Source organism: Streptomyces sp. NPDC107765 (genome assembly GCF_055657085.1).
In genome coordinates, this window is sequence record NZ_JBVKBL010000002.1 from 768,734 (window position 1) to 784,903 (window position 16,170).

The window sequence follows — 16,170 nt, forward strand, 5'->3', positions numbered from 1 at the left end:
CTCCGGCGGCGGCTCGCGCCGCCCGGGCAGCGGGCGCCCTCGTCCCTCCGGTCACCCGTCCGCCCCTTCGCCCCGCCCGCGCCGACCCCACCCCCGGTTCGTCCGCACAGCAAGGCACCGCACATGTCCGAAGAGACCCACCGCGCCACCGCCGCCGCGCTCCTCCCACTGGTCGGCGGCGCCCCCAACATCACCTCCGTCGCCCACTGCATGACCCGGCTCCGCCTCGGCATCCGGGACCGCTCCCTGGTCCAGGGCGAGGACCTCAAGGCGCTGCCCGCCGTCATGGGAGTGGTCGAGGACGGGTCCACGTACCAGATCGTGCTGGGACCCGGCGCGGTCGCCCGGATCACCCCCGCGTTCGAAACCCTGCTGGAACAGGCCCGCGGCACCACGGACCCGGAAACCGACGCCGGGGAACCGGAAACCACCCCCGGGGAACCCGAGACCGCGACAGCCACCGCCCAGCCCCCGACCCCCCAGCCCCCAACTCCCCAACCCCTGCCCCCGCCAGACGCACGGCCCCCCAGCACCGCACAACTCGCCAGCACCGCACCGCCCACCACCGCCGAGCACCTGGCCGCGCAGGGGGCCGCGCTGAAGGCGAGCCGGAAGGCCCGGAACGCCACCCCGGTCAAGCTGTTCCTGCGCCGGGTGGCGAACATCTTCGTCCCGCTGATCCCCGCGCTGATCGGCTGCGGCATCGTCGCCGGGATCAACGGTCTGCTGACCAACCTCGGCTGGCTGCCGTCCGTCGTCCCCGCGCTGACCGCCATCGCCTCCGGCTTCATGTCGCTGATCGCGGTGTTCGTGGGCTACCACACCACCAAGGAGTTCGGCGGGACACCGGTGCTCGGCGGTGCGGTCGCCGCGGTCATCGTCTTCCCCGGCGTCGCCCACATCACCGCCTTCGGCCGGCACCTCTCCCCCGGTCAGGGCGGCGTCCTGGGCGCACTGGCCGCCGCGCTGCTCGCCGTGCAGGTGGAGAAGCACTGCCGCAAAAGAATCCCCGAGGCGCTCGACGTCCTCCTCACCCCCACCCTGACGGTCCTGGTCACCGGCCTGGTCACGCTCTTCGGCCTGATGTACGTCGCCGGTGCGGCCGCCACCGCCACCGGTACCTTCGCCACCTGGCTGCTCGCGCACGGCGGCGCGGCGGCCGGCTTCCTGCTGGGCGGGCTCTTCCTCCCCCTCGTCATGCTGGGCCTCCACCAGGCCCTCATCCCGCTGCACGCCACCCTCATCCAGCAGCAGGGCTACACCGTCCTGCTGCCGATCCTCGCCATGGCCGGCGCGGGCCAGGTCGGCGCCGCCCTCGCCGTCTACGTCCGCCTCCCCCGCAACCGCTCGGTCCGTACGACCATCAAGTCGGCCCTGCCCGCGGGCTTCCTGGGCGTCGGCGAGCCGCTGATCTACGGCGTGTCGCTGCCCCTCGGGCGGCCCTTCGTCACCGCCTGCCTCGGCGGCGCGTTCGGCGGCGGGTTCATCGGCCTGTTCCACCAGCTCGGCGACGCCGTCGGCGCCACCGCCATCGGCCCTTCCGGCTGGGCGCTGTTCCCCCCTGGTCCAGGGCAACCACGGCATCGTCACCACACTCGCGGTCTACGCGACGGGGCTGGCCGTCGGCTATCTGACCGGCTTCCTGGCGACGTACCTCTTCGGCTTCAGCAAGCAGATGCGCACCGACCTCAACGCCCCACCGCACACGCCGGAAGCGCCGGAAGTGCCGGAAGCGCCAGAATCGGCGCACGCAGCGCAAGCAGCGCAAGCAGCAGAAACAGGGGAAACGGCGACTGCGGAGACTGCGGCCCCCGCCGCGCCGTCCGCCACCACCCGGGCAACTGCCGGAACGTAAGGAGGGAGACAGCTTCCTTACGCCTCGGAGCCCTCGTGTGTGCGGGAGGCCACCGCCTCGACGTGGCCGCAGAACGCGCAGACCCAGACGGGCCCTTCGGCGTCCCGCTGCTGCCACATCGTGCGGCGGCAGCGGGGGCAACCCGTCGTGCCGATCCCGTCCGCGCCCATCAGCGGAGGCTCGGGGGTCGCGTCGGCGTAGGCGATGATCTGCTTGCGCAGCCGGTCGTCCGTGGTGTTGGCCATTCGGAGCAGGCGCACCACACGGGAACGGACTTCTTCGACAAACTCGGTCATCGTCGGAGCAGCGTACGCGTCCGGCGCGCAGTCATCGATCGGTTCGGTCAAATACCAGGAGCTCCGGACATCCGCCACCCTCGAAGGAGTGAGACCACCCTCTGCGGTTGACGATCGCCACTGCCTGCGGCCCACCGCCCGGCCGGCCGAAACCGCCCACCGCCCACCACTTGTCCGCCAGGTTCAGCCCGCCGTCACGCTGCCGAACTGCGGCGCACCCGCCGTCGAGACGCCCGCCGCCGACGGGGAAATGTAGCGGGAGCCGGTGGTGGTGAGGCGGCTGCCGTCGGAGGGAAGGGTGATGACCGCACCGTCGCCGCCGTTCTCGTAGGTGACGCCCACCATCAGATCGGCCCGCTTGTCGCCATTGAGGTCGGAGAGGAAGACCTCACCGCCGAACAGGTCGTCCTTCTCGTTGGCGCCGGGGACGCCCGGGGAGTTCTGGTGGAAGTACTGGACGCGGTGGCCGGTGTCGAGGCCGGAGGGGGAGCCGTGCAGGACGGTGACCGCGCCGGTCCTGCGCACGCCGTCGATGGACTCCTTCGCGGCGGAGACGGCCAGGTCCTGCCGACCGTCGCCGTCGATGTCGCCCAGGCTGACCTCGTAGCCGAAGCTGTCGCCCTTCTCGGAGCTGCCGGGGATCGCACCGGACTCCTGGGTGAGGGTGTCGATCCGGTCGACGCGCGGGCCGCCGGCCGAGCCGTGGATGACATTGACCTTGCCGCCCGTGACACCGCCGGGGATGTCCTCGAACATCATCCCGGTGACCAGGTCGCCGAAGCCGTCGCCGTCGACGTCGCCGATGGCCGTGATGAGGCCGGCCGGCAGCCGCTTGGCAGCGGCCGCGGACAGCCCGGACGGGGTGCCCGGCAGGTAGTAGTTGACGTTGACGTAGGGCCTCCGGTTGTCGTACGCGCTGACCACCAGGTCGGTGTAGCCCTGGTCGGTGACCTCACCGGCCGTCAGGTTGAGGATGCCGTTGGTGGCCTCGCCGAGGATCGGCAGGGAGAGGGCCGTGTGGGCGCCGGGCGTGCCGGCCCGGCTGAAACCGCCCTTGAAGACGTGGAGCTTGGACGACGAGGTGCCGACGGCCAGGTCGGCCCTGCCGTCCCGGTCGAAGTCGCCGGCGGCCAGCGCCGCACCGAGGCGGTCGTGCTGCGCGGGGGCCGGGTCGGCGAGGGTGGCACTGCCCCTCCCGGAGAGGCCGCCGGACGCGCCCCACAGAATCTGAACGGTCCCGCCGTCGACATCGCCCGAGACGTCCTCGTACGGCGCCGCGACGGCCAGGTCCGCGAAGCCGTCGGAGTCGAAGTCGCCGGCGGCCAGGCTCCCACCGAACAGGTCGCCGGACTCGGCCGCGCCCGGAACGCCCGGGGAGTTCTGGGTGAGGGTGGCGTGCCGGGCGGCGTCGATGCCGTGCGCGGAGCCGTAGAAGACGGTGACGGCGCCGGCGCGCTGCTTCCCGTCGACGGTCGCGGCGGGCGCGGCCACGGCGAGGTCGCGGTAGCCGTCGCCGTTGAAGTCGCCCTGCCGGCCGTTGGCAGCGGCGGCGGGAGCGTCGGCGCGGCCCGCCGCCGAGGCGGTGCCGGTGGCGACGGTCAGCAGCCCGGCGGCGAGCGCGGTGGCGGCCGCGGCGGCCAGGGTCGTACGCAGGTGGTGGGCCATGCGGGGCTCGATCTCCCAGGTGTGCGGGGGCAGTTGGGGTGGCGCCGTTGAGCGTTGAGGAGACCCGCGAGGGAGAAAGAGGGTTGTAGTGGAGTGGTGAAGGTGGCGCAAAGAGAACGTGTGCGCCCCGCCGCGACGCGACGGCTGATCGGTGGGGCCCCCGGCGCCGCGTGACAACCGGCCTGTACCGCCCCCGCCCCCGCCCCTCACATACCAGCCGCTCAACGGCCTTCCCCAGGCCTCGCGTGACGACCGCTCAGAGAGTAGGCGCAGGCGCCGGGATCTCCGCAGGGGGCGCCACGGACGCCCGGGCCGCCGCGGCCGACCGGAGTGATTCGGCGGCCAGCAGCGCGAACCACACGCCCACCAGCACGAGATGGATGCGCTGCGGGACGCCGTGCCAGCCAGGCCGGCCGAACAGCGGGCCCACGGTGCACACGGCGGCCGGCAGGGCCAGCGCCAGCACCCGCGGCCCCCACCGGCGGATCAGCTGCCGGTGCGGGCGCTCGGCCACGGCGGCGCGGCTGAGCAGCGCCATCGACGCGAAGAGGAAGAAGTGGGCCAGGGCGCTGGTGGCCGTGTGCCAGGGATGCACGGCCTCGCACCCGGGCTCCAGTGACGGCGCGCAGCGCATCGGCAGCGCCACGTCGGCCAGCGACGACAGCCCGAGACCGGCCAGCGCCGCCCACCCGGCACGGGACCAGCGGCCCGCCGCCGGGCCGTACGCCAGCAGCGCCCCCAGGACGACCAGGACGGCGCAGACACATTCGATGCCGCCGAAGAGACCGCGCAGCGGCTGGTCGGCGGCGTACAGCTCACTGACGTACGAGTGCCGGGGGTCGAGGCCGGTCGGCAGGACGAACTCCAGCAGCCAGCCGTTGTAGAGCACGGCGGCCACGGCGAGCAGCCGGGCCGCCCACACGTCCCGGCGGCCGGGATCGCCGGACCGGCCCGCGTGCCGCTGCGCCGTTTCTCCCGCGTACCGCAGAGCCGCTTCCCCCGCGTGCCGCGGCGGCACCGCATGGTCATCGCCTCGCGCCCGTCCCCCCTGCCGGTTCGCGTTCCGCTCCTGCCCGGACATGATCAGTTGCCGCCCACATCGGACCTGATCAGACCTCTACGCACCCTGGCTCGCACGAACACTCCTTCGTTTGCGATCACAGGGGGCGCGGCCACCCCGAGACCCTTGACCGTGACTGTTCATAGCCGATCCGGTGCACAGCGTAACCGCCGTGCCGTCCTCACCCCGAGAAGCTCAGGGCACGGCGGCGGGCCGGGGCGCAAACGCCGTCGGGGCGGCACCCCCTGGGAGGAGGGTGCCGCCCCGACGTTCAGGACGGGTGATCCGGGAGGATCAGCGCGTTCTGGTCCAGCGGGCCGGAGGTCCGGCGCGGTGGATCAGAAGTCCATGTCACCGCCCGGCATGCCGCCCGGAGCGGCCGCGGCGGCCTTCTCCGGCTTGTCGGCGATGACGGCCTCGGTGGTGAGGAAGAGCGCCGCGATGGAGGCGGCGTTCTGCAGCGCGGAGCGGGTGACCTTGGCCGGGTCGATGATGCCCTCGGCGACCATGTCGACGTACTCGCCGGTGGCGGCGTTCAGACCGTGGCCGACGGCCAGGTTGCGCACCTTCTCCACCACGACGCCGCCCTCAAGGCCGGCGTTGACCGAGATCTGCTTCAGCGGGGCCTCCAGGGCCAGCTTCACAGCCGCGGCACCGGTGGCCTCGTCACCGTCCAGCTCGATCTTCTCGAAGACCGAGGAGGCCTGCAGCAGGGCCACGCCACCGCCGGCGACGATGCCCTCCTCGACGGCCGCCTTCGCGTTGCGGACGGCGTCCTCGATGCGGTGCTTGCGCTCCTTGAGCTCGACCTCGGTGGCGGCACCGGCCTTGATGACGGCCACGCCGCCGGCCAGCTTCGCCAGACGCTCCTGGAGCTTCTCGCGGTCGTAGTCCGAGTCGCTGTTCTCGATCTCGGCGCGGATCTGGTTGACCCGGCCCTGGACCTGCTCGCTGTCACCGGCACCGTCGACGATGGTGGTCTCGTCCTTGGTGATGACGACCTTGCGGGCGCGGCCGAGCAGGTCGAGACCGGCGTTCTCGAGCTTGAGGCCGACCTCCTCGGAGATGACGGTGCCACCGGTGAGGATGGCGATGTCGCCGAGCATGGCCTTGCGGCGGTCACCGAAGCCCGGGGCCTTGACGGCGACGGACTTGAAGGTGCCACGGATCTTGTTGACGACCAGGGTCGACAGGGCCTCGCCCTCGACGTCCTCGGCGATGATCAGCAGCGGCTTGCCGGACTGCATGACCTTCTCCAGGAGCGGCAGCAGGTCCTTCACGTTGCCGATCTTGGAGTTGACGATGAGGATGTACGGGTCGTCGAGCGACGCCTCCATACGCTCCATGTCGGTGGCGAAGTACGCCGAGATGTAGCCCTTGTCGAAGCGCATACCCTCGGTGAGCTCCAGCTCCAGACCGAAGGTCTGGGACTCCTCGACGGTGATGACGCCTTCCTTGCCGACCTTGTCCATGGCCTCGGCGATCAGCTCGCCGATCTGGGTGTCGGCGGCGGAGATGGAGGCGGTGGAGGCGATCTGCTCCTTGGTCTCCACGTCCTTCGCCTGCTCCAGCAGGGCGGCGGAGACGGCCTCGACGGCCTTCTCGATACCGCGCTTCAGGGCCATCGGGTTGGCACCGGCGGCGACGTTGCGCAGGCCCTCGCGGACCAGGGCCTGGGCCAGGACGGTCGCGGTCGTCGTGCCGTCACCGGCGACGTCGTCCGTCTTCTTCGCGACCTCCTTGACCAGCTCGGCGCCGATCTTCTCGTACGGGTCCTCGAGCTCGATCTCCTTGGCGATGGACACACCATCGTTGGTGATCGTGGGGGCGCCCCACTTCTTCTCGAGGACGACGTTGCGGCCCTTGGGGCCGAGGGTGACCTTGACGGCGTCGGCGAGCTGGTTCATCCCGCGCTCGAGACCGCGCCGTGCCTCCTCGTCGAACGCGATGATCTTGGCCATGTGAAGTGGTCCTCCCGGACTGGGGTGGATTGCTCCGGACCGCGCTGGCGCCCGCGACGGACGACCTGCAAGCCTGTGTGGTTCCTTGCCCCACCCGGCCTGCGGGCCTCACCGACCCGGTCCTTCGTTGTCACTCTCACTGGGAGAGTGCTAACGCAATGATTAGCACTCGGGGCATGTGAGTGCAAGCCGTTCAGGGCGTGGCCACCCGTCGAGGGGCGGCAGCCGGGAGGTCCGCCCCTTGGGTCGCACGGCAGAAGGCCCGTACCCCTTCAGGGGTACGGGCCTTCACAACGCAGCAGTCGGTCGGCGCCTCAGCCGGCCACCCGGACCATGTCCGCCTGCGGCCCCTTCTGGCCCTGCGAGATCTCGAACTCGACCCGCTGGCCCTCCTCAAGGGTGCGGTAGCCGTCCATCTGGATCGCGCTGTAGTGGACGAATACATCCGCACCACCGTCGACCGCGATGAAGCCGTACCCCTTCTCCGCGTTGAACCACTTGACGGTGCCCTGAGCCATGCCTAACTCCCCTATTACTGGCCCTTGCGCAGGACCGCACTCCGCGGACCCGGGTCAGACCTCACCCCGCGAAAGGCCCGTGGGGTGTGCGCCGGAACGCGTCGACCGCCGCTGAATGTATCTGGACCGATGCCCAGCGCAACAGGTCAATCGGACGAGAATTCTGGCACCGGAGAATCGGCTATATGCGGCGAAATCGCGATTCTCCCGGGCAACCCGGGCCGGGCATAGACGTGCCTAACCGACAAATGCCGCACACACTTTGAGCACAACTCGGCACGGTTTCTTATGCGCTCGGCATACCCCGGGACATATACACCGAGGAGATCGCCACAATGCTATCCCCTTTCACGAAACGGAATTGCCCCGTCCGATTTCGATGGACGGGGCAATTCCGGTCAAGCGGGGGAAGAGATGGCGCAAATCCACGCCTGTTCGATCAACGTCCGGATGATCCCGCGCGCCAGGAGGGGCCGCGGATCAAGAATCGGGACGGAAGGTCAGCACCCTCCGGCGACCGCGGGGATGATCGAGACGCCCGCGCCCTCCGGCGTCGGCGTCTGGAGGCCCTGCTCGAAGCGGACGTCGTCATCGTTGACGTAGACGTTCACGAAGCGCCGCAGCTTGCCGGCGTCGTCGAGCACCCGGGCCGCGATGCCCTGGTGGTTCTTCTCCAGGTCGGCGATCACCTCGGAGAGGGTCGCGCCCTCGGCGGTGACCTCGGCCTCGCCGCCGGTGTACGTGCGGAGGATGGTGGGGATGCGGACCTTGACGCTCATGGTTCTGCCTTCCGGACAGGGATTACGGAGTACGGGTGCGAAGAGCGGCGCGGGCTCAGCCGGACAGGCCGGCCGCGCGGAACGCATCCAGGTTCGGACGGATCGTCGCCGTGGGCCCGGTGGTCGGCGCGACCGCGTCCAGTGTCTTCAGACCGTCACCCGTGTTGAGGACAACGGTGGTCAGCGCCGGGTCGAGCACACCGTCCTCGATGAGCTTCTTGGTCACGCCGACGGTCACGCCGCCCGCGGTCTCCGCGAAGATGCCCTCCGTGCGGGCCAGCAGCTTGATCGCATCCACGACCTGCTCGTCGTTGACGTCCTCCACCGCACCGCCCGTACGGCGCGCGATGTCCAGCACGTACGGGCCGTCCGCCGGGTTGCCGATCGCCAGCGACTTGGCGATGGTGTTCGGCTTCTGCGGGCGCACGACGTCGTGCCCGGCCTTGAAGGCCGTCGACACCGGCGAGCAGCCCTCCGCCTGGGCGCCGAAGATCTTGTACGGCTTGTCCTCGACCAGCCCGAGGGCGATCAGCTCCTTGAGGCCCTTGTCGATCTTCGTCAGCTGGGAGCCGGACGCGATCGGGATGACGATCTGGTCCGGCAGCCGCCAGCCGAGCTGCTCGCAGATCTCGTACGCCAGTGTCTTGGAACCCTCGCCGTAGTACGGCCGCAGGTTGACGTTGACGAAGCCCCAGCCCTCGCCGAGCGGGTCGCCGATGAGCTCCGAGCAGAAGCGGTTGACGTCGTCGTAGTTGCCCTCGATGCCGACCAGGTCACCGCCGTAGACCGCGGCCATGACGACCTTGCCGGCCTCCAGGTCGTGCGGGATGAAGACGCAGGACTTGAAGCCCGCGCGGCGCGCCGCGGCGCCGACCGCACCGGCGAGGTTGCCGGTCGAGGAGCAGGACAGGGTCGTGAAGCCGAAGGCGCGGGCGGCCTCGACGGCGATCGCGACGACCCGGTCCTTGAAGGAGTGGGTGGGGTTGCCGGAGTCGTCCTTGACGTACAGGCCGCCGGTGACGCCGAGCTCGGCGGCGAGCCGGTCGGCCTTGACGAGCTTGGTGAAGCCGGGGTTGAGGTTCGGCTTCTCGGCCACGTCGGCGGGGACCGGGAGCAGCGGGGCGTAGCGCCAGATGTTGTCCGGGCCGGCCTCGATCTGCTTCCTCAGGGCCTCAGGGTCGCCGCTCGGCAGGTCGTAGGCGACTTCGAGCGGCCCGAAACAGCTGGCACAGGCGAAGATCGGGCCGAGGTCGAAGCGCTCACCGCACTCCCGGCAGGACAGCGCGACGGCGGGGCCCAGAGCGACGGGGGCGGGGGTGGCAGCGGTTCCGGCGGTTTCGGTGACTTGCACAGCCATGGAGGCGAGGCCCTTTCTCCTCATCTTCCTCGCGGCGCATCTCGTCGCGAGACGGATTTGGCACCTTCCCTAGCCGGGAGCCTCGCGCGCGTCACACGCCGAGACCGACTGGAGGGTTGCCGGGGCTTCAACGGGCCGTATCCCTCTGCCCCTCTGGATGAGCGGTATGGCGCTGGGCCGAAACCCAGGCGTTTGTCGCGTGGCGACCCCGACATGCGAGGGTCATCCGCGTTGTTCAAGACTGTAACCGAAGGAACTGACGGTTGAGATAGTCGTCCGAACCGCGAGATGGATCACACAATGGATCACCTGACGACCGCTGCACCGGCGGCCACCGAGGAGTCGTAGACGTGCTGGAAGAGGTGGAGCGCTGGCTGCGCAGCCGCTCCTGGTCGGCTGCCGATCGCCCGTTGGATCAGCTGCTGGCGGCCAAGCGCCAGACGGGCCGGACGGTCAGTGTCGTGCTGCCCGCACTGGACGAGGAGGCCACCGTCGGCACGATCGTGACGGCGATCCGTGCCGAGCTGATGACCGACGCCGTCCCGCTGGTCGACGAGCTGGTGGTGCTGGATTCCGGCTCCACCGACCGGACGGCCGACGTCGCGGCGGCGGCCGGCGCCAAGGTCGTCCACCGTGACGCGGTCCTGCCGCGGATCCCCGCCGTCCCCGGCAAGGGCGAGGTGCTGTGGCGCTCGCTGCTCGCGACCACCGGCGACATCATCTGCTTCGTCGACGCCGATCTGCGCGAGTTCTCCGCGACCTTCGTCTCCGGGATCGTCGGGCCGCTGCTGACCGATCCGGACCTGCAGTTCGTCAAGGCGATGTACGACCGCCCGCTGGAGACCGGGGGCGCGGGCGCGGGTCCGGGCCAGGGCGGCCGGGTCACCGAACTCGTCGCGCGTCCGCTGCTCAACCTGCACTGGCCGCAGCTGGCCGGTTTCGTCCAGCCGCTGGGCGGCGAGTACGCGGCCCGCCGGGCCCTGCTGGAGCGGCTGCCCTTCCCGGTCGGCTACGGCGTCGAACTGGGTCTGCTCGTCGACGCGCTGCACACCGTCGGCCTGGACGCGCTCGCCCAGGTGGACGTCGGCGTACGCAAGCACCGCCATCAGGACGGCCAGGCCCTCGGCCGGATGGCCGCCGCGATCTACCGCACCGCCCAACTCCGGCTCGCGCGCGGTCACTTGGTGCGGCCGCGGCTCACCCAGTTCGACCGCGGCGACGCGGGTTTCGTGCCCCGCACCACGGACGTGGACACCGAGGAACGGCCGCCCATGGCCGACATCCCGGAATACGCGGCCAGGCGGGCGGCCTGACCCGCGTCGCACGTTTGCACGGATCTGTCACTGGTTAACCTCGCGACATGGTCTCCGAGCGCAGTGTGGTGAACGCAGGTGCCGAGGTTCTCGTCGCGTCCAATCGCGGACCGGTCTCGTACGCCCTGGGCGACGACGGGGCGCTGACCGCGAAGCGGGGCGGGGGCGGGCTGGTGTCGGGGCTGTCGGCGATCGGTCCCGAGACCGATGCGGTGTGGGTGTGTGCCGCGCTCGGTGAGGGCGACCGGGAGGCGGCGCGGCGGGCCGGGGGCGCGCTGGACCCGGCCGACACCGGCGGACAGCGCGTCCGGATGCTGGACATCCCGGCCCATGTGCACGCCGACGCCTACAACGGCATCGCCAATTCGGTGCTCTGGTTCGTCCACCACATGCTCTACCAGACGCCGCTGGAGCCGGTCTTCGACGCGGAGTTCCGGCGGCAGTGGGGGGCGTACGAGGCGTACAACCACGCCTTCGCGCAGGCGCTCGCCGACGAGGCGGGCCGGGACGCGGCGGTGCTGGTGCAGGACTACCACCTGGCGCTGGTGCCGGGGATGCTGCGGGCGCTGCGGCCGGACCTGAAGATCGCGCACTTCTCGCACACCCCCTGGGCGCCGCCGGAGTACTTCCGGATGCTGCCGGACGGGATCGCCGAGCAGCTGCTGCGCGGGATGACGGGCGCCGACCAGCTGGGATTCCTGACGCACCGCTGGGCGGACGCGTTCAGCGCCTGCTGCGCCGAGGTGCTGGGCGGCACCGGCGGCACCCGGCTCGGGGTGTACGGGCTGGGGGCGGACGCCGGGTTCCTGCGGGAGCGGTCGCGGCGGGCGGACGTGGACGAGCGACTGGCGGCGCTGCGCGAGCAGATCGGCACCGGCCCGGACGGGGCGGCGCGCCGGACCATCGTGCGGGTGGACCGCACGGAGCTGTCGAAGAACATCGTGCGCGGGCTGCTGGCCTACCGCGAGCTGCTGGTGGACCGGCCGGAGTGGCGGGAGCGGGTGGTGCACGTCGCCTTCGCGTACCCCTCGCGGCAGGACCTGGCGGTGTACCGGGAGTACACCGCGGAGGTGGGGCGGCTGGCCGAGGAGATCAACGCCGAGTTCGGCACGGCCGGCTGGCGGCCGGTGGTGCTGCACGTGAAGGACGACTTCGCGCGGTCGCTGGCGGCGTACCGGCTGGCGGACGTGGCGCTGGTCAATCCGATCCGGGACGGGATGAACCTCGTCGCGAAGGAGATCCCGGTGGTGTCCGAGGAGGGCTGCGCGCTGGTGCTGTCGCGGGAGGCCGGCGCCCACGAGGAGTTGGGGGCCGCGGCGCTGACGGTCAATCCGTACGACGTGGGCGGTACGGCGCGGGCGTTGCACGAGGCGCTGTCGATGAAGGCCGGGGAGCGGGCGGAGCGCACCGAGCGGCTGGCCGCGGCGGCCACCGCGCTGCCGCCGGCCCGCTGGTTCCTGGACCAGTTGGGGGCGTTGCGGCAGGGGTGAGCGGGGGCGGCGCGGGGCGCGCTGGGGCGGCGGGCACTGGCCCGCACCACGCGCTGTTCAGGTCGGTGCCACCGGGGCGCGGGCTGTGGTGGGCCGCGGTGGGGTAGTTCTTTCTCCATGCCGAACTCCGCGCGTGCCCTGCCGCTTTCCGTCCGTAAGTCCACGGTCCGTACGTCCACGCTGGCGGCCGTCGCCGTGCTGGTCCTCGCGGCCGGCGGGTGTTCGTCCGCCCGGACCCATCCCGACGCCAAGGGGGGTTCGGGCAGTTCGGGGGCGTCGTCCCCCGCCGCGCCGTCGGGGGCGATAGCCGTGGGGCCGGGCCCCCAGGGTGCGTACACCGTGCAGCGGCAGCCCGCCCCCGGTAGCTGTCATGTCCGCCACACCGCCGGCCGGCAGCCGCTGCCGGACCCGAAGTGCACACCGGGCGCGACGAACCCCAAGGTGACCGCGGCGACCCTCAGGTCGACGATCTGCCGGAGCGGCTACACCAAGGACATCCGGCCCCCGGTGAACATCACCGGCCGGGAGAAGAACGCCAACGCCGCGTCGTACGGCTATACCGGCCCGCTGCACGACGCCGAGTACGACCACCTCATCAGCCTCCAGCTGGGCGGCGACCCCAACGATCCGCGCAACCTCTGGGTCGAACCGCCGTCGCCCGGACACCGGCCGGGCGCCGGCCCCAACAACCCCAAGGACGCGGTGGAGAACCGCCTCAAGGCCGCGATCTGCGCCGGCAAGGCCGACCTGACGAAGGCCCAGCAGGCCATCGCACGGGACTGGACGACGGCGGAGGCGGTGCTGGGGATCGAGCGGTCGGGGAGGTAGGGCGGGGGGTAGGGGCGAGGCAGCCGTGGTGGGGCCTGGGGCCCCACCGGGCCCGGCCCCGGGGGAGGTGGATCCCTTAGGGAGGGGTCGAACAGATCCCCTAGGGGACGCGAGGCCCCCCTGCGGGGCCACAACGAAGCGGTGGGGCGGGGTATTCCCGGCGGGGCGGGACATGGCGGGCCGGGCCCCGGCGGGGCGGGACATGGCGGGACGGGGCACGGCGGGGCGGGCCCCGGCGGTGCCGGTGGTCAGGCGGTGCCGGGGTCAGTCGGTGGTGAGGCGGTTCGCCAGCGCGCCGAGAAGATCCACGACGCCGGCCGGGCCGGCGACGACCAGGTCGGCGCGGTCGGCGAGTTCGGTGACCTCGTTGCTGCCGCTGCAGACCAGGAGGCCGGTCAGGCCCTCGGAGCGGAGTTTTTCGACGGCGGCGAAGGCGGCCAGGTCGCCGAGGTCGTCGCCGGCGTAGAGGACCGTCGAGGCGCCGGTTTCGCGGATCCAGTCGGCGAGCGCGACGCCCTTGTCCATCCCGGGCGGACGGAGTTCGAGGACCAGGCGGCCCGGTTCGACGATCAGGCCGTGGCGCTCGGCCAGCGCGGTGAGCGGTGCGCGCAGCCGCTCGAAGGCGCCCTGGGGGTCGTCGGCGCGGCGGGTGTGGATGGCGATGGCCCGGCCGCCCTTGCGCTCGATGGCGGTCTCGACCCAGGTGCCGTGCCAGACGCCGGAGGTGTCCAGGACGCCGGGGAGTTCGGCCTGTATGGCGGCGACGCCGGGGTGCGGCGGCGGGGCGTGCACGGTGCCGGTGGACGCCTCCCAGCGCTCGGCGCCGTAGTGGCCGAGGACGGTGAGGTGGTCCAGTCCGGGGACGGCGGCGAAGCCGCCGAGGCGGACCGCGACGGTGGCCGGGCGGCCGGTGATCACCGCGGCGGCGCGCAGGTGCGGTACGAGGCGCCCGAGGGCGGTGACCGCGCCGTCGTGGGCGCGGGCCTTTTCCGGGTCGGGGACGATGTCGGCGAGGGTGCCGTCGAAGTCGAGGGCGACGACGGCGCGTTCCGGGTGGGCCAGCAGCGCGGCGAGGCCGTCGCGGCCGGCGGGGGTGACGGGATTCGGCACGTTCGGGGGGCTGCCCATGCCGCCGACCCTACCGGCGGTGGGCGGGCGTACGGCCGGTGCACGGGCGCATCGGGCCGACGGGTCGCGGCGCCGTCCGTGCCGCGTCAAGCGTGTGCGTGCCGCGGCGGGCGGGTGCGGCGGGCGGGTCCGGTCAGCGGCGGGCGCGGCGCGCCTCGCGTATCCGGCGCAGGCGGTTGATGGTGACCGGGTCGTGGGCGAGCGCGCGGGGGTCGTCCAGCAGGGCGTTGAGGAGCTGGTAGTAGCGGGTCGGGGAGAGGCCGAGGCGTTCGCGGATGGCCCGTTCCTTGGGGCCGGGGCCGGGCCAGGAGCGGCGCTCGACGGCGAGCACCGCCTCGTCCCGGGCGGACAGCCCGGACCCGCCCGCGCCGCCGGTGGCCTGCGGGTCGTCCGTACTGCCGGTGCCGCTCGTCATCACGTTCCCACGATAAGCGCACGGTCGGACGGGCGGGGGCCGGGCGGGTGGCCCGGTCCCCGCGGGCGGTGTCACTCGCCGCTGTTGTCCTCGGCGTCCGCGGTGTTCTGGATGTCGGTGAGCACGCCGGACGGGTTGCCGTCCGGGCCGACCGCGGCGCCCATCCTGGCCTTGATGGTCTTGGAGACCAGCGGCCAGGAGGTCTTGTCCGCCGGGTAGAACTCGGCGCCGGCCAGCTGCTTGAGGAAGCTGTGCAGCTTGGCGTAGTGGTCGTCGGCCATCATCGCCTGGGAGGCGGAGGTGGTGACGGGCAGCAGGCCGTACTGCCCGGAGAACTTCTCGACGTTCTTGTCGCTGTAGACGAAGTCGAGGAACTTGCCGGCCTCCGCGCGGTGGCCGTTCTGCTTGAACGCCATCATCCAGTCGGCGACGCCCATGGTGGTCTTGGCCGGGCCCTTGACGCCGGGCAGGTCGACGGTGCCGTAGTCGATGCCCTTGGCCTCGGCCTGCTTCATGAGGGTGGGGTGGCCGTTGAGCATGCCGACGTCACCGGCGGCGAAGCCGGCGAAGGCGTCCTCGCGGTTGAGCTTGGCGGGGTCGCTGCCGGTCAGGCCCTTGCCGACGAGGTCGTTCTTCAGCCAGTTGAAGGTCTTGATGTTCTCGGACGAGTTGATCTGGTACTTGCCGATGCTGTCGGTGTAGCCGCCGCCACCGCTGAGCATCCACATCAGCGTCTCGGCCTGGGTCTCCTCGGGGCCGAGCGGCAGTGCGTAGGGCATCTTGACGCCGTGTGACTTCAGCAGGGCGGCGTCGTGGGCGATGTCGTCCCAGGTCTCCGGCGGGCTGGTGATGCCGGCCTGGGTGAACAGCTTCTTGTTGTAGAAGAGCCGCCGGGTGCTGGCGCCGAAGGGCAGGCCGTACTGGACGCGGTGGTATTCACCGGCCTCCGCGAGGGCGGGGGTGAAGTCGGCCTGGACCGGTATGGAGAGCAGCTGGTCGGCGCTGTAGAGCTTGCCCTTGGCCGCGTAGTCGGCGTACGCGCCTATCTGGGCGAGGTCGGGGGCCTTGCCCGCCTTGACCAGGTCCTCGACGTGCTTGTCGACGTTGGTCCAGCTGTCGACCTCGACGTCGACCTTGATGCCGGGGTTCTTCTTCTCGAAGGCGCGGGCGAGCTGGTCCCAGTAGTGCTGGGAGCTGTTGGCCTCGCTGTCACCGTAGTCCGCGGCGATCAGCTTGAGGGTGACGTCGCCGTCCCCCGATCCGCCGCCGCAGCCGGTGAGTGTCAGTGTCATGGTGGTGGCCGTTGCTGCCGCCGCCAGGCTCAAGTACCGCCGCTGCACCCGCTGTTACCGCCCTTTTCCTGTCCCGAAATTCCGTGCTTGCCGGGTTCCTCGACACCGTCTCGGGGATCGCCCTCGCCCGGCGTGAACAGCGAGTTTCCGCCCGCGTCCGATACAAGGTCTACACCACAGGTGATTGCCCTTCGGTATCGGGCTCCCCACACT

General features: G+C 71.6%; 13 protein-coding genes and 1 riboswitch. Of the genes, 4 read left to right on the forward strand and 9 right to left on the reverse strand.

Going from position 1 to position 16,170, the window contains the following annotated elements; translation table 11 throughout:
- Window positions 1-123: 123 nt before the first annotated feature.
- Entirely contained in the window at window positions 124-2,262 is a 2,139-nt protein-coding gene (locus tag ACZ7MX_RS07855) for a PTS transporter subunit EIIC (protein ID WP_472130297.1), read from the forward strand.
- 72 nt (window positions 2,263-2,334) lie between these two features.
- Here ACZ7MX_RS07855 and ACZ7MX_RS07860 read toward each other — a convergent pair whose 3' ends face one another.
- The 6 genes from ACZ7MX_RS07860 to thrC form a co-directional block, all read right to left on the reverse strand.
- Window positions 2,335-3,816, reverse strand: coding sequence for an FG-GAP-like repeat-containing protein (locus tag ACZ7MX_RS07860; protein WP_472130299.1), 1,482 nt, complete (start codon window positions 3,814-3,816; stop codon window positions 2,335-2,337).
- Window positions 3,817-4,072: 256 nt separating this feature from the next.
- Complete coding sequence (locus ACZ7MX_RS07865; RefSeq protein ID WP_472130301.1) at window positions 4,073-4,834, reverse strand: DUF998 domain-containing protein; 762 nt, start codon at window positions 4,832-4,834, stop codon at window positions 4,073-4,075.
- Window positions 4,835-5,214: 380 nt separating this feature from the next.
- Window positions 5,215-6,837 (reverse strand): chaperonin GroEL, encoded by a 1,623-nt coding sequence (gene groL / locus ACZ7MX_RS07870; RefSeq protein ID WP_030414913.1) that lies wholly within the window; start codon window positions 6,835-6,837, stop codon window positions 5,215-5,217.
- Between the two features lie 314 nt (window positions 6,838-7,151).
- Window positions 7,152-7,355 (reverse strand): cold-shock protein, encoded by a 204-nt coding sequence (locus tag ACZ7MX_RS07875; RefSeq protein ID WP_003986833.1) that lies wholly within the window; start codon window positions 7,353-7,355, stop codon window positions 7,152-7,154.
- 500 nt (window positions 7,356-7,855) lie between these two features.
- Entirely contained in the window at window positions 7,856-8,134 is a 279-nt protein-coding gene (locus tag ACZ7MX_RS07880; protein WP_067348001.1) for a MoaD/ThiS family protein, read from the reverse strand.
- Window positions 8,135-8,189: 55 nt separating this feature from the next.
- Window positions 8,190-9,491: a threonine synthase gene (gene thrC, locus ACZ7MX_RS07885; protein ID WP_472130303.1), complete on the reverse strand. Its 1,302-nt coding sequence runs from the start codon at window positions 9,489-9,491 to the stop codon at window positions 8,190-8,192.
- Between the two features lie 17 nt (window positions 9,492-9,508).
- Window positions 9,509-9,655, reverse strand: a riboswitch (SAM riboswitch).
- 186 nt (window positions 9,656-9,841) lie between these two features.
- On the opposite strand from thrC, the gene ACZ7MX_RS07890 reads away from it, so the two are divergent.
- From ACZ7MX_RS07890 to ACZ7MX_RS07900, 3 genes are all read left to right on the forward strand, one after another.
- The gene (locus ACZ7MX_RS07890; protein ID WP_472130305.1) at window positions 9,842-10,804 is read left to right on the forward strand and encodes a glucosyl-3-phosphoglycerate synthase; all 963 of its coding nucleotides are present in this window, start codon (window positions 9,842-9,844) and stop codon (window positions 10,802-10,804) included.
- Window positions 10,805-10,851: 47 nt separating this feature from the next.
- Window positions 10,852-12,294, forward strand: coding sequence for an alpha,alpha-trehalose-phosphate synthase (UDP-forming) (locus ACZ7MX_RS07895; RefSeq protein ID WP_472130307.1), 1,443 nt, complete (start codon window positions 10,852-10,854; stop codon window positions 12,292-12,294).
- Window positions 12,295-12,411: 117 nt separating this feature from the next.
- On the forward strand, window positions 12,412-13,122 hold the full coding sequence (locus ACZ7MX_RS07900; RefSeq protein WP_472130309.1) for a hypothetical protein: 711 nt from the start codon (window positions 12,412-12,414) through the stop codon (window positions 13,120-13,122).
- Between the two features lie 264 nt (window positions 13,123-13,386).
- On the opposite strand, the gene otsB is transcribed toward ACZ7MX_RS07900, so the two are convergent.
- From otsB to ACZ7MX_RS07915, 3 genes are all read right to left on the reverse strand, one after another.
- Entirely contained in the window at window positions 13,387-14,250 is an 864-nt protein-coding gene (gene otsB, locus ACZ7MX_RS07905; RefSeq protein ID WP_472130311.1) for a trehalose-phosphatase, read from the reverse strand.
- 133 nt (window positions 14,251-14,383) lie between these two features.
- Window positions 14,384-14,665 (reverse strand): DUF3263 domain-containing protein, encoded by a 282-nt coding sequence (locus ACZ7MX_RS07910; protein WP_030810538.1) that lies wholly within the window; start codon window positions 14,663-14,665, stop codon window positions 14,384-14,386.
- A 71-nt stretch (window positions 14,666-14,736) separates the two neighbouring features.
- The gene (locus ACZ7MX_RS07915; RefSeq protein ID WP_472130313.1) at window positions 14,737-16,005 is read right to left on the reverse strand and encodes an extracellular solute-binding protein; all 1,269 of its coding nucleotides are present in this window, start codon (window positions 16,003-16,005) and stop codon (window positions 14,737-14,739) included.
- Window positions 16,006-16,170: the final 165 nt, after the last annotated feature.